The organism is Dehalogenimonas sp. THU2 (assembly GCF_039749495.1).
In the GTDB taxonomy this organism is placed as follows: Bacteria; Chloroflexota; Dehalococcoidia; order Dehalococcoidales; family Dehalococcoidaceae; genus Dehalogenimonas.
Genome location: NZ_JBDLLU010000006.1, coordinates 70984 through 84902, shown reverse-complemented (window position 1 = coordinate 84902; position 13919 = coordinate 70984). Strand labels below are relative to the sequence as shown.

The 13919-nt window shown below is 55.1% G+C and carries 10 protein-coding genes, 1 tRNA gene and 1 riboswitch; of the genes, 3 read left to right on the top strand and 8 right to left on the bottom strand.

Annotated elements, in window-relative coordinates:
- Positions 1-28: 28 nt before the first annotated feature.
- The 8 genes from bzaB to ABFB09_RS04640 form a co-directional block, all read right to left on the bottom strand.
- Complete coding sequence (gene bzaB, locus ABFB09_RS04675) at positions 29-1309, bottom strand: B12 lower ligand biosynthesis ThiC-like protein BzaB (RefSeq protein ID WP_347000269.1); 1281 nt, start codon at positions 1307-1309, stop codon at positions 29-31.
- 27 nt (positions 1310-1336) lie between these two features.
- The gene (gene thiC / locus ABFB09_RS04670) at positions 1337-2635 is read right to left on the bottom strand and encodes a phosphomethylpyrimidine synthase ThiC (protein WP_347000267.1); all 1299 of its coding nucleotides are present in this window, start codon (positions 2633-2635) and stop codon (positions 1337-1339) included.
- A gap of 29 nt (positions 2636-2664) precedes the next feature.
- Positions 2665-4206, bottom strand: coding sequence for a radical SAM protein (locus tag ABFB09_RS04665; RefSeq protein ID WP_347000266.1), 1542 nt, complete (start codon positions 4204-4206; stop codon positions 2665-2667).
- Positions 4203-5531, bottom strand: a complete 1329-nt coding sequence (gene bzaD / locus ABFB09_RS04660; protein WP_347000264.1) for a B12 lower ligand biosynthesis radical SAM protein BzaD — start codon at positions 5529-5531, stop codon at positions 4203-4205. Before bzaD ends, ABFB09_RS04665 begins: the two co-directional genes overlap by 4 nt.
- Before the next feature lie 5 nt (positions 5532-5536).
- Positions 5537-7066: a DUF2284 domain-containing protein gene (locus ABFB09_RS04655; RefSeq protein ID WP_347000262.1), complete on the bottom strand. Its 1530-nt coding sequence runs from the start codon at positions 7064-7066 to the stop codon at positions 5537-5539.
- Positions 7059-8150: a nicotinate-nucleotide--dimethylbenzimidazole phosphoribosyltransferase gene (cobT, locus tag ABFB09_RS04650; RefSeq protein WP_347000260.1), complete on the bottom strand. Its 1092-nt coding sequence runs from the start codon at positions 8148-8150 to the stop codon at positions 7059-7061. Before cobT ends, ABFB09_RS04655 begins: the two co-directional genes overlap by 8 nt.
- A 17-nt stretch (positions 8151-8167) precedes the next feature.
- The gene (gene cobS / locus ABFB09_RS04645; protein WP_347000319.1) at positions 8168-8908 is read right to left on the bottom strand and encodes an adenosylcobinamide-GDP ribazoletransferase; all 741 of its coding nucleotides are present in this window, start codon (positions 8906-8908) and stop codon (positions 8168-8170) included.
- A gap of 94 nt (positions 8909-9002) precedes the next feature.
- A riboswitch (cobalamin riboswitch) is annotated at positions 9003-9182 on the bottom strand.
- Between the two features lie 103 nt (positions 9183-9285).
- On the bottom strand, positions 9286-10431 hold the full coding sequence (locus tag ABFB09_RS04640; protein WP_347000258.1) for an HRDC domain-containing protein: 1146 nt from the start codon (positions 10429-10431) through the stop codon (positions 9286-9288).
- 572 nt (positions 10432-11003) lie between these two features.
- Here ABFB09_RS04640 and ABFB09_RS04635 point away from each other — a divergent pair.
- From ABFB09_RS04635 to ABFB09_RS04625, 3 genes are all read left to right on the top strand, one after another.
- A complete protein-coding gene (locus ABFB09_RS04635) occupies positions 11004-12284 on the top strand; it encodes a glucose-1-phosphate adenylyltransferase (RefSeq protein ID WP_347000256.1) in 1281 nt (426 codons plus the stop codon).
- A complete protein-coding gene (gene glgA, locus ABFB09_RS04630; RefSeq protein WP_347000254.1) occupies positions 12284-13756 on the top strand; it encodes a glycogen synthase GlgA in 1473 nt (490 codons plus the stop codon). The genes ABFB09_RS04635 and glgA overlap by 1 nt, the downstream gene beginning before the upstream one ends.
- A 48-nt stretch (positions 13757-13804) precedes the next feature.
- A tRNA-Gly gene (locus ABFB09_RS04625) sits at positions 13805-13880 on the top strand.
- Positions 13881-13919: the final 39 nt, after the last annotated feature.

The window sequence follows — 13919 nt, the reverse complement described above, 5'->3', positions numbered from 1 at the left end:
ACCGACGTCTAATACGCAACATGGAAGGTCAAGTGATCCCAAAATACCGCGCGGCTTCCGCAGCGGCGCAGTCAGAGCCACAGGCAACGCACAGATGTTGACCATGCCCGCTTTTCCCGGCGGCCATGAGCTTGTCCGGCGCCAGAGCGGCTTTGACCTGGCGGTCGAGATCCATGGCTACGCGGGCGCGCGCCATCTCATTTTCCCGGGCGATGGCCTGCTTGTGTCCCCGGGCCACGTCGGCGATCTGCGCCGCCATCTTGGTGGTGATGACGCCGGTGCGCACGTCTTCTTCCAGCGGCAGACCCAGGTGTTCCGCCGGAGTAAGATAGCAAAGGAAATCCGCACCGCAGGAACCGGCAAAGGCGCCGCCGATGGCGCCGGTGATGTTGTCGTAGCCCGGAGCGATATCGGTGGCCAGTGTGCCGAGGATGAAGTAAGGAGCATTGTTGCAAATCCGTTTTTGCATTCTCATGGTCGTTTCCACGTGATTGAGGGGAACATGACCGGGCCCTTCCACCATCACCTGAACGCCGGCGGCCTGGGCGCGTTTGGTAAGATCACCCTGTACCAGGAGTCCCTGCATCTGGGCGCCGTCCAGCGAATCGGCCGTCGCGCCGGGGCGGATGGCGTCGCCGACGGAGAGGGTGACGTCATGAGCCTTCAATATTTCCAGAATGCGGTCGAAATGCTCGAAGAGGGGATTTTCCTTCTTGTTGTGCAGCATCCAGCCGGTGATAAAGGCGCCGCCGCGGGAAACGACCCAGGTCACCCGTCCCCGCGTCTGCATCATCTTTAAGACCGAGTTATTGAACCCGGAGTGAATGGCCATGAAGTCCATGCCTGCGGCGGCCTGTTTCTCGATGTTGGAGATTATGTCCCCGACCCGCATATCGACCACCGAGCCATACTTGTCGATAGCTTCCTGTCCCGCCTGATAGATGGTGGTGCAGCCCACGGCGACCTCGGCCATGCTTAAGGTCTGCCGCCGCATGGCATCGATACTGTCGCCCGTTGAAAGGTCCATGAAACTGTCGCAGCCGGCGTTCTGGGCAGCTTTCAGTTTCCTGGCCTCCATGGCCATATCGTCGCGGTTGGAAGAGGTTCCGATTAAGGCGTTGACCTTGACGCGCATGCCCTCACCGATGCCGCAATAGCGGAAGGGTTTGCGGTTCTTGTTCCGCGGAATGACGATCCGGCCGTCGGCCACTCTCTCTCTGATATATTCGACGTCGAACCCTTCGGTCAGGGCGACGGCTTCCATCTCCTCGGTGATTTTCCCGGCGCGGGCTTTAAGTACCTGGGTCATGATATCTTCCTCACTCTTCTTTCAAACTTAACAGGTGTGCCGGTCGAAATTCATGTGCTCGGCAATGATTTTCATAGCGCAGAACTTACCGCACATGGCGCAAGTATCGATCTCACCGTCGTTCCGGGTTCTTCTCATATATTCGGCGTGTTCCGGGTCGATAGACAACCTGATCTGTTCGGTCCACTTCAGATCGCGGCGGGCGTTGGACATTTCCAGGTCCCACTGGATGGCCTCCGGCATGCCCCTGGCCAGATCCCCGGCATGGGCGGCGATGCGGGCGGCAATGACGCCCTGGCGCACCTGGGAGGCATCGGGGTTGCCGATGTGTTCGGCAGGTGTCACGTAACACAGGAATTCCGCGCCGTACCAACTGCTGATGGCGCCACCGATGGCTGCGTTGATGTGATCATAGCCGACGCTGAGATCGGTCAGCAGGGGGCCGAAGACAAAGTAGGGCGCCCCCTTACACAGGCTTTTCTGCAGGGTGATGGTGTCCTTGATGTGATTGAGCGGCATATGGCCGGGACCTTTAATCATGATCTGAACGCCGGCGTCACGTGCCCGGTCCACCAGTTCCCCCAGTATGATCAGTTCCTGTACCTGGGCTCCGTCCAGGGAATCCGCCAGGCAGCCCGGCCGCATGCCGTCCGCCAGGCTGAGAGTCACGCCGTATTTTTTTGCGATTTCCAGTATCCGGTCATAGTTCTCGTACAGCGGATTCTCTTTATTGTGGTGTACCATCCAGCCGATGATATGAGAACCGCCGTAACTGACCAGCGGGTCGATCCGGCCTTCGTTCTTAGCGCGTTCGACGGTGGCGAGGGTGGTGGCGCAGTGGAGTGCCATGAAGTCCACGCCGTCGGCGGCATGACGCTCGATGACCTCAAGCATCTGCTCCGGCGTCATCTTGAGCGACGAGCCCCATTTCCGGCTGGCCTCGGCGACCGTCTGGTACAGTGGCAGGGTGCCGACTGGTACTGGCGAAGATTCCAGGATCGCCCGGCGGGCGCCGTCCATATCTCCGGCGATGCTGAGGTCCATGATCGCGTTGGTTCCGGCTGCCAGGGCTACCCGCAGCTTTTCCAGTTCATCGGTAACGGCGCCCTCCCAGCTGTCCAGCCCGATACTGGCGCTGACCTTGGTCCGCAGACCCGTACCGATGGCGACCGGTTTCAGCCCCCGGTGAGCCGGGTTACACGGCACCACGATGGTGCCGGCGGTGAGTCCCCGGTGGATTAAATCGGCGCTGACGCCTTCGACAGCCGCGACAGCGTCGATTTGCTCTTCCGTGATTCCTTTAATGACATCTTCTGCGATCAACATACAACCCTCCTGAATTTCATTTCGAAGTTTCAATTACAACAACCGGCCTGATGGTCCTTTATCCCGTCCTTGTTTTCCCCAGTCTCCGTGAATTGATTAAAAACGTGCCTGATTTTCTCCTTGACCTCGTGAGCAGCGGCGCCGGCGGCCCGGTCGTCCACGGCTTCGCCTGCTTCCAGGCGTCTCAGGTTTTCTTCGAAACAATCTACCAGCAATCCATTGATCTCCTGGTAGAGGGTGGCGGCGTTTGTAGGCTCAACCAACCGGCCTTTCCAGACCTCGTCCATGGTAACGAAAAAGTAGTTGGTGACCTGAGCGATAACGTTGGCCAGGCACGCCACTTCAGGAACCGAATAGCCCGCCATACCTTCATAAGTAGTATCTTTCAGGATCAGCCGGCTTTCCTGTTGCAAAGCCTGGTATGCCCTGGTTCCCTGAAGGATGATCTGCGGATGATAGAGCACGTTAGCTGTGGTAAATATCTGTTTCAGCAGGGCGTTTCGCTTAAGGAATTCGAAATTGGTGCGCACATCCGCCAGTGAGGAATCAGGCTCGAACATGATGAATCCCACGCTGGGCTCGATGCCATTGGCACGCAGGATGCGCAAAGCCCGCTCGTTCTGTTCGACGGTGGTCAGTTTATCCAGCCGCTTTAAAGCCTCATCGCGTCCGCTTTCGAGACCGATCAGTAATTCCTCCAGACCGGCGTCCACCAGGGCGGCGATGGTATCCTGGTGAATATCGTTGACCCGCCCTTCGATGCCAAAGCGGATACGCCGCTCCTTGAGCATGGCGGCGAGCCTGAGCACCCGTTCCTGTCCCTGTTTACCGGGGCCGAAGAAATTGGGATCGGTGAAGTAGAATTTGACCGGCCCGTGTTTGGCAATGACCTTATCGATCTCCTGCATCACCCGCTCGGGGCTCTTGGGCCGCCAGCAGGATCCCGCACCGTAGTAGGGGTTGATATAGCAGAAGGTGCATCTGCCGTAGCAGCCGCGGCTGGCTTCGATATTGACTTCGCCGATGCGCATCATAGCCTCGGTCCGGATGGGGTCCGGCAGGGCGTCCAGATCGCGTTGTACGTCCCGGCGCAGTATCTGTATCAGCCCGGCGGGGTCCACCCAGGCCATACCCGGCACCGGCTCTCCAGTGTCCAGCCACTCGGTGAAGGTTTGTTCTGGTTCGCCGATCATCAGGACGTCGAATTCCGGGCAGTTCTCGAAGATTTCCCGGTAGGCGAAGGTGGGGTAATAGCCGTAGCCGGCGATCTTGCCGGTCCAACCTTCGGCTTTCAGGCGTTTGAGAAAGGCAAACAATTGGAGGTTGTTCTCCCAGTTGTAGATCAGGTGGACTCCCAGCACTCGAGGATCGAAGTCACGGATCTGCTGAAAAATATTTTCGTATGTCAGCTTGTCTAAGAAGCCTTCCGCGATCATGATTTCGTGCCCGCGGCTGTCCAGCAGACCGGCGATACAGCCGGTGACCAGGCTGGAAGCCAGAGGAGCGTTGGCGATGTCGTTACACCGATCTGATGCGATCTGCCGTGGATGCTCTAACAGGAAAACCTTCATTTTAGTTCCACCTTTTGCCATGTGAATACGTTCTTCGTCGTGTGGTAGGTTTCAAGTTCGTATCGCATGGTCTCGTGCTTCCGGGGATTGTAATAGACCGGGTAGAGCAGGTCCGTATCGGCGTCGATCTCCCCTTCGTTTCGGGCGATGGCTTCGATCGAAGTTCCGGGCATGATGCGGATGTTGTTGAGGATGATGGCGCCCAGGTTGCGCTTTGGTGCGTGAATCTCATACAGCCGATCGATCAGCGCCTTGGCCTCCTGGATGGTTCCTGAGTTTTCACCCGGCACATTGGTCATGAAATGATAGATCGACAACACGTCGGTTTGAGCCGTCAGTTCGGCGGCTTTGATGATATCGGACACTTTTAACTTTTTCTGCAGGATGTCGAGTGAACTCTGGCAGAAACCATCGGGGGAGAAAGAAAAACAACTGCAACCGGCCTTTTCGTACAGCCTGACCTTGTCCTCATCCAGCGCGTCTTCCCGGAAGAACCCGGTCCAGGTGACTTTAAGTTTACGTCTGAGGATATCTTCACAGATATCCTCCAGGTGGCCGGCGGGCAAGTTGACCACCGGATCGTTGAAATGAAAATCGCCGATTCCGTATCTGGTCTGGAGCATTTCCATTTCGTTGACTACATCGATAGGTTTGCGGCAGCGCATTACCTTGCCTTGAAGCTGGGGATAGACGCAGTAAGCGCACTTCAGGGGGCAGCCTCTTTTAGTTTCAATGCCGAATATCGGAGCATAGGCATTGACCCCCTTGTATGGATCCGGGGATATCAGGTCCCGGTCGGGTACCAGGTAGTTGTCGAAAGAATAATCCGCGCTTACCGGATTGATCCTCACGCGTTCGTTTTCGCGGTAGCATAAACCCGATATCTTCCCCGGTTGGTCGAAGTTCTGCAACAGTTCCGGGAAACTGGATTCGGCGCCTCCGGTCAGGCCGTAGCGGATCTCCGGCAGTTCTTCCATCAGGCGCCGGGGAAAGAGCGAAAAACCGGTGCCCCCGGCGACAATAGGCGTTTCCGGCAAAATGGCGCAGACCATCCGCGTGGTGATGATGAAGGGCGGTATCAAAGAACTGGTCTTGTTAGCCAGTGGATCGATGTTTCTTAGGGACAATCCCACCACGTCCGGCCGTTCCGCCAGCAGCCGGTTTTTCAACGCCCCGTAAGCGTCGGCTTCCATGTTCATATCCAGGAGCGCCACCTGATGCCCGGCGCGGACGAGATGCGTTGCCACTATGACAATGCCGATCGGATAAACGCGCTCGGTGGTGGCGCTTTCAACGGACGGGGCCTGAATCAATAGTATTTTCAAATGCTTTACTCCAATAACAAGATGCCGAAGTATTTTACATAATCATCATTTTCCGGCAATGTTTTCAGGGACAGTCCGGCTCGCCGGACCGTCTCGAAGACGTCGATACCCGATGATTCCATGGAAGGCCGGGCATTCTTATGGTTGGTGCAATTCCCCCGGCCGCCGCAATCCAGGCAGATACTGCACGGACCAGACCACAGGGAGAAGGCTTTGTAATAGCCGGCTTTGAAGGCGGTATGTTCGGCTTGCAACACCAGCGTTTGAAAGGCACGGGTTGGCGGGGTGCCTTGCAGCAGCAGGCACTTCATATAATCGTTAAGCATCGATCGGGTTTTTTCGGGGTCGATGCAGTTGGGTGGACAGTGTGAGCTGTTGAAACTGTCGCAGCCGAATTCGCATTTGAGGCCGACCCACTCCGGCACCTGGATGGACGTTACGTCGATCTCTTTCACTAAATCGAAGCCCAGCGACTGTATCTGGGTGGCGAGTTGTTGCAACGGGCTCAGGCACAATCCGGTCAGTTTATCCGGCTTTTTCGCCGCGACCAGGATGGCCGTATCCGATTTCAGGGGGATCAATTCGGTTGAGGTCAGCCCCCGTTTTTCGAGTTGCCGCCGAACCCAGTCACCACTATAAACCTTGCCATTGTAGGTGTTGATCAGCATATTCAGATCAGATAAGGCCGCCTTTTCCGGGTTATGTTCCAGGAAAAAATCATGAACGATCAGCAGTCCGTCATCACTCAGATGGTCGATCGTCTCGGACAGCACATGCTCTATTTCCGTCTCGGCGAAGGCATGGACGATATTGGACAGGATGACTATGTCGTACTTCTCCGGCAGGTCCCAGGGTTCGAGGACATTGGTTGGCCGATATTCGATGCGACCTGAATACGGCTGACCCGCATGCGTTTCTGAAGCGTATTCCAGGACTTGACACATATCCAGCAGGGTGGCGGTGGCGCCTTCGAACTGTTTCAGGAAGCCGATGGAAAAGGCGCCCAGTCCTGAACCGACATCGAGGATGCTTCTCGGTGTCTTCAGTCCGGAAAAGATGGGCAGGATCTGTTCGATCTTGTTCTTGACGACGCAATCCATGCCCAGGCAGTAGCGGCGGAAGCGTTCCCTGACGGCGGCTTCAGGCTCCTCCGCCGGTGGAAAGAGAGTTCGCGTGCCTTTCTCCAGGCATTGGTCGAGGGTTTTCCAGTTGGTTACCAGGTATTTACGCCAGAGGATAGAGTCCCCTTGATAATCCGCCGCGCCCCGGACCAGGTATTTCCGGGAAAGCTTGGTATTGCCGCAATACCCGCCGGCTTGAAAGACCAGTCCCAGCGCGGACAGGGCATGGATAAAACGTTCCAGCGTCGCCGCGTCGTATCCCAGTTCCCCGGCCAGCGCTGTCACGGTTTTTCCGTCGGGTTCCAGCAGCGAAAAGAGACCCCGTTCCACGGCGGTAAAGAGCACCTCGGAGTGCCAGTAGCCCGTCGCCAAGTCCTCCAGGTATTGGGGGTTCATATCCTGCGGATCATGCATGAGAAGCGCCCCCAGCGGTGCCCGGACCGGAAACCCCGGCGCCGGAAAACGTCAGCATTTCATGGATTATCCGGGAAGCTGCTTCAACAATATTCATCGCCAGGGCGGCCCCGGTGCCCTCTCCCAGGCGCAGGTTCAGGTTCAGCACGGGTTTGAGTCCCAGGGCCTCCAGCATGTAGCGGTGTCCCGGTTCCAGGGACTGATGGGCGGCAATCATATAATGGACGGACCAGGGCGCCAGGTGTTTGGCTACCAGGGCTCCGGCGGATGAGATCAGACCGTCGATCACCACCGGAATCCGGTAGTAGGCCGCGCCCAGCACCAGTCCGGCGATACCGCCTATTTCAAAGCCGCCTACTTTAGCCAGCACGTCCAGGGCGTCGTCCGGATCCGGGTTGTTCAAGGCGATGGCTTTTTCGATAACCCTGACCTTATTATCCAAGGCCGCGTCATCGATACCGGTTCCCCGGCCGGTGACCTGCCGCGGGGTGCGCCCGGTAAAGACCGACAGGATGGCGCTAGAGGGGGTCGTATTGCCGATGCCCATGTCCCCGGTGCCCAAGAGTTCGACACCTTTTTCTTTCAGGAGACCGGCGATCTCGATGCCCGCTTCCAGAGACTGTATCGCCTGGTCCCGGGTCATCGCCGGACCCATGGCCATATTCTGCGTACCCGGTGCAACTTTATATGAAAGTATCTTCCCCTCATTCGCCAAGTGACTGAGATCCGCCGCCACACCCATATCAACGACGGTCACACCGGCGCCCGCGGCTTCAGCAAGGACATTGATGGCCGCGCCTCCGGCTACAAAATTGGCTACCATCTGACGGGTGACCTCCTGGGGAAAAGCGCTGACGCCTTCGGCAACCACCCCATGATCCCCGGCCATGGTCACAACCATTTTCCGGGCTACGGAAGGCGTCATACTTTCTTGAATGGCAGCCAGTTGTTCCGCTAGGTCCAGCAGGTGTCCCAGGCTGTTATGGGGGATAGCCAGGTCATCCAACCGCTTCCGGGCTTTGACCCGCCAGGCGTTATCGACGGGGCGGATGCCGTCCAAGGTTTCTGTCAAAGATAAACGCATCTTTACATACCTGCCTATTAAGTGAAAGATAACAAAGCGACTATCATCAGCAGTGTCAGTATCTCTATCGTTTCGCTGGCCGCGCCCAGGGTGTCGCCGGTGATACCCCCGAGTCTGCTTCTAACCCAGCCATGGAACAAAACCGTGCCCACCAGAACGGCGCTGAAGAGCACCAGGCCGGAAACCTGGAGCAGTACCAAAGCCGTCCCAATCGCCACGAACGAATTGAAACCCAGTTCCCGCCAGCCAACATGGGAGGTAAAAGAACCGGTTCCGCCGGAACTTCTGGCATATGGGTATCGGGCGGCCCCATACACTTGAGCCCAGCGCCCCAGCACCGGCGCCAGCACCAGCGCCATCATCACTGTAGTCCTGTCCATTTCTCCCAGCAGCACGAACCGCAGCAGTATCACCAGCACTCCCGCCATCACCCCGTGGGAACCCACCCGGCTGTCCTTCATGATCTCCAGCATCCGCTCCCGGGGGCGGCCGCTGAAAATACCGTCGGCGGTGTCCATCAGGCCGTCACCGTGGAGGTTGCCGGTCAGGAAAATGACGAAGATGATGGCGCCAAGATTGGCTACCGCCGGGGAGAAACCCTGGTACAGCAAATAGTGCAGTCCGGCAGCCGCTCCGCCGATTAAAAGACCGATGAAGGCAAAATATGACATCGACCGGGCCATGACCTCATCATTTCCGATGCTGGCCATGGTGACGGGAATCCTCGTTAAAAATTGTAGCGCCAGTGTAAATCCCATTTTCATATCTGATATTTTTGAATAAAAAAAATCCGCGCCCCGATCGGGTGCGGATTTTACCATCATCCTCACAACAGCCAGCCTATTCCAGAGCTGACGCCGTAAACTTACAGGCAGGTCTCCTGACTCAGGATCACCGCTATCTTGTCCCTTCCCCCCGGAGGAGTGGCATCGACAAGATGCTCCCCATTACAGTGGCGGGTCCGTCCGGGAGTATCACCCGGTTCCCTATTCTCCGACAAAATCTGCCGGCACCTGTAAGCAAAATATTCTTTTTACAGAAAAAATATAACCCAGACAGGATAATTTGTCAAATATCTTACGTTACCAGGGGCTGCGATTGCCCGGAATTCACTCAGGCCGCACGATCAATAGGTTTACCCGTTATCGATTAACGATTTCAACAAATCAGCGAGAGACGCACCGAAGGTCTGGCTCTGCCAGCGCCGGATACCGGGGTGTCCTAGCTCATCGGTGATCGTATCAGGCGCTTCAGCCAGTCTTTCGAGGCTTGCGGAGGCCCAAATCAGGGATGGGTCGAGCGCCAGGGAAACGCTTAATGCAGCACGCCATTCCCTGAGGCGGTTGAGCCGTTTGATTTGTTCGTCCGTTGGTCGTGGCGGTCTGACGGCGGGCGGGAAATTGATCGGCGGTTCCTTTTGACCTTGGTCCAGAGCCTGCTGAAGGTCCCGGCCGAACCTGTTCAACCAGATTTGTCCGATACCGGGTACATCGGACAAATTGACAGTCGGATCGGCAGCCAGACTAAGCATAGCGGAATCAGGTATCAGGTAAAAAGGTGGCCGGTGCCAGCGGCGGGCTTGGGCCTCGCGGAACAAGAACAGGCGCTTGAAAATCGCCACACCGCGGCTATCGAGACTAGTTACACCTTTGATAGACCGGTATGTGGTTTCCAAGTCCGGCGCTGAATACCGGACCTCTTCGAGCCGGAGGCATTCTTCGATCGCCCATCCGGTCCTATCCAATGCCTGGAGCCTCTGATCCAGTTCCTGTTGCAGAGGCAGCAGATAGCGGACATCGTCCGCGGCGTAGGCGATCGCTTCATCGGAAAGCGGGCGCAACCCCCAATCTGCCTTCTGTAAGCGCGCGTTCTTTTCTATGGGTATGCCAAGCACGTCCTTGAGCAATGCCGCCAGGCTGAATTGGGTGATGCCGGTGAATCGGGCGGATACCTGGGTATCGTAGATGTTACGGATGAGTAGTCCTTGGTGTCGGTCAAGGCTCCGGATATCGTAATCAGCCGAATGGAACACCTTCTGGATGGTCCGATCAGCCATAATGTCTTTGAGCGGAGTCAGCTCTCCGAGAGCAAGAGTATCGATGATGAAGATCTTATGACGGGTAGCGATTTGGATGAGACAAAGCTGTTCCGGGTAATAGTGGCGACTATTGGACTCGGTATCCACGGCGATTACCGGTGAGCCGTACATTTCCTTCGCGGCCGGCTTGAGGTTAGCAATTTGGTTTATAAATTCTACGGGAACGGGTTTCGAATCGGTCACTAAACCTCCGATACAGTAGGGAATCCCCGGTCGCCAAGGTTCTAAAGGGGACGCCGTATATCCAATTATAACCGGAGGGTGCTTTCGGGTGTCAAAAAAGGTGGAGATTGTCGAACAAACAAGCCGGGAGGAATAGTAAGGTACAAGGCGCGCTTGTCTCGGGGAAATTAGGGAATTAGTCGAAAATCATCCATTCTGTCTCGGTCTAATTGTCCAAATATCCAACCAGCATCAGCCTGTGCATCTGAAATGTGCATTCCCTTGTCATTCTACGCACAAACAGAAGATTCAAAGGGATGAGGTCGGGCTATTGCGGCTTGCTTTCAGTTATCGTACAATCAATCGGTTATAGGCGTTCGCACAGGTAGACATGATATTTGCACGAAAATACGAGGAACCGATGAACGTTTTTCAGTTGAGTGACCTGATTACGGCTTTCCTCGAAGACGCAAGTACTCTCAGGGCTGTTATCTCTGGAAAACAGAGGTGATGTCTATTTAGAACCTTGGAAACGACAGTGCGAAGGTGATTCTCCTGAGTGAACAAGTCCGCTCAGGAGAAAGAGAGGGTCGATGCCTACTCTAAAAGACGTTTTGGCGATTATCATGGGTGGCGGCAAAGGTGTCAGACTTCATCCTTTGACTGCCTTCAGAGCAAAACCGGCTATTCCGATCGCCGGAAAATACCGACTCATCGATATCCCCATCAGCAACTGCATCAATTCCGGCATCGCACGCATAAGTGTGTTGACTCAGTTCAATTCCGTTTCACTTAATCGCCACGTCAGCCGGACGTATCGATTCGATTCTTTTCATTCCGGCTACGTGGAGATACTGGCCGCCGAACAAACGACGGGCTCCAATGACTGGTACGAGGGTACCGCGGATGCCGTCAGGAAACAACTTCTCCAGATCCAATCAGCATCACCCAGCGATGTTCTTATCCTGGCTGGAGACCATCTTTACCGAATGGACTACTCCAAGATGGTCGAATATCACTGGGCTAACGACGCCGATATTACCGTTGGCGTGATTCCCATCAACGGCGAAGAGGTTGACCGGTTCGGGGTACTCAAGCGCGGGGATGACGGACGTATCATTTCATTCTGTGAAAAACCGAAAACTCCGGCTGCTCAGTCGGCTATGGTCAGTTATCCCGACCGCAACTGCTGTTATCTCGGTTCTATGGGTATTTACATCTTCAGAGCCGGAATTCTGGCCACTATTCTCAACGATAACCCTGATTTTGACGATTTTGGCAAGGATATCATTCCCTACGCTGTAGGAAACTTATCAGTTTTCAGCTATGAATTCGACGGATACTGGCGGGATATTGGCACCATCCGCTCCTTTTACGACACCAATCTGGAACTTACCAGGCATGACGCGGCTTTCAGTTTCTACGATCCGCAGGGCCCGATCTACACTCATGCCCGCTTTTTACCCGGTTCTATTCTGGAGGACACCAATTTACAGGACGTGCTATTAGGTGAAGGCTGTCTGATCAAACATGCCAGTATCAGTCATTCCGTGGTCGGTATCCGGAGCCAGATCGGGCGTAATTGTGTTATCACCGACTCCATCATGATGGGCGCTGATTATTACGACTCACCTAACCATCACCAGCCGATCGGCATCGGTGAGAACTGTTATATTCAGGGTGCGATCATCGATAAGAACGTCAGCATAGGTCCGGGGTCGGTGATTAAGTCCTTTCCGCGGGGAATCAACGACGACTTCGGCACCTGGGCTGTCCAGGACGGTATCGTGGTTATACCCAAGAATACAGTCATCCCGGCCGGAACGGTTATCGAACCCGGCATGACGGCAAAACAGCTGGGTCTTCCGGGTTGATGCAGGAGATCGATCCTTGGCTTCCCGGTTGCCTCGACATTACTATGGCTGCATCGGAGATTGTGCCGTTCGCTAAAACCGGCGGCCTAGCCGATGTGGTGGGCGCTCTTTCAAATACGCTTGCGAATGCTGGCGTCAAGGTCAACATGGTCATCCCAGCATATCGCCCGATACTTCTTAAGTATATCGATGGCCGGATACCTGATCGGTCCATTCAAATCGATATTGCCGGCCGGGTAGTGAAGGGGGGATTGTTTAGAGAAAGTCTGTCCCCTCTTCTCGATGTCTATTTCGTTCGCGCCGATGAATATTTCGACAGGGAAGGATACTACGGTGACGTTTCCGGTGATTTTCCGGATAATTCCGAGCGGTTTGCCTTTTTTTCGAGAGCTGTACTAGAGGTTGCCAGGCTGAATCGCAGCCAGGTACTGCATCTCCATGACTGGCAGGCATCTCCGGCGGCGGCATTCCTCAGATTGCAATCGGAACGGTATCCCGAACTCGCCCAAACGAAGATAGTGACCACCATTCACAACCTGGCTTACCAGGGCCTTTTCCCATGTGATCATTTTCCTGCTCTCGATCTCGACATATTCCATTTTAACTTGTGCCAGTTCGAATTTTACGGAATGGTGAATTATCTCAAAGCCGGATTGGTCAACGCCGATCGAATAACGACGGTGAGCCCAACCTATGCTTGCGAGATCCAGCAAAATGGATGCGGCTTTGGTCTTGAGGGTGTTCTCAGAGAACGGGCGAAAGACCTTTCGGGGATACTGAACGGCGTCGAATACACTATCTGGAACCCGGAGACCGATTCCCTCATCGCCGAACGCTATTCGAGGCAAAAAATGGATGGCAAGGCATTCTGCAAACGGGCTCTCCAAAACAGTTACGGCCTGCAGCAGAAACCTGAAATTCCATTGTTTTGCATGGTTACCCGATTGACTGATGGCAAAGGTCTGGAACTGGTTACGGATATTTTAGATGATTTATTGAAGATTGGAGCCCAGTTTGTCATATTAGGCAGCGGGGATAAATATTACGAGGAATTCTTCCTGAATTTGCCTTCACGGTATCCTGGGCAGGCTGGTGTGAAAATTGTCTTCGATGAGGCCGTAGCCCACCAGACAATCGCCGGTGCAGACATGCTGCTAATGCCATCTCTTCGTGAACCTTGCGGACTAACCCAGATGTATGCGCTCAGGTACGGCACCGTTCCTATTGTCCGCCGGACCGGCGGGCTGGCTGACACCGTTGATCAATACGACCCAATGTTGGATGCGGGTAACGGCTTCCTTTTTGATGATTACCGTGGAGCCGAGTTTTTGTCGGCAATACAACGTGCTTTGGATGTCTACCAATGTGGGACGAATTGGCATGATCTGATCCTTCGTGGTATGTCTATCGACAATTCCTGGCAGAGTTCGATGGAAATATACCTGCAACTTTATGGGGAAATGATGGGGTGAATGGTCATTTTGACAGCGGTGCATTCTTTAGTTAGAATGGGCATCCATGCGGGTGTAACTCAGTTGGTAGAGTACCTGCTTCCCAAGCAGGCTGTCGCGAGTTCGAGTCTCGTCACCCGCTCCATCGTGTTCCTTTCCTTCTTCCCTTAAATTCAAGATCATT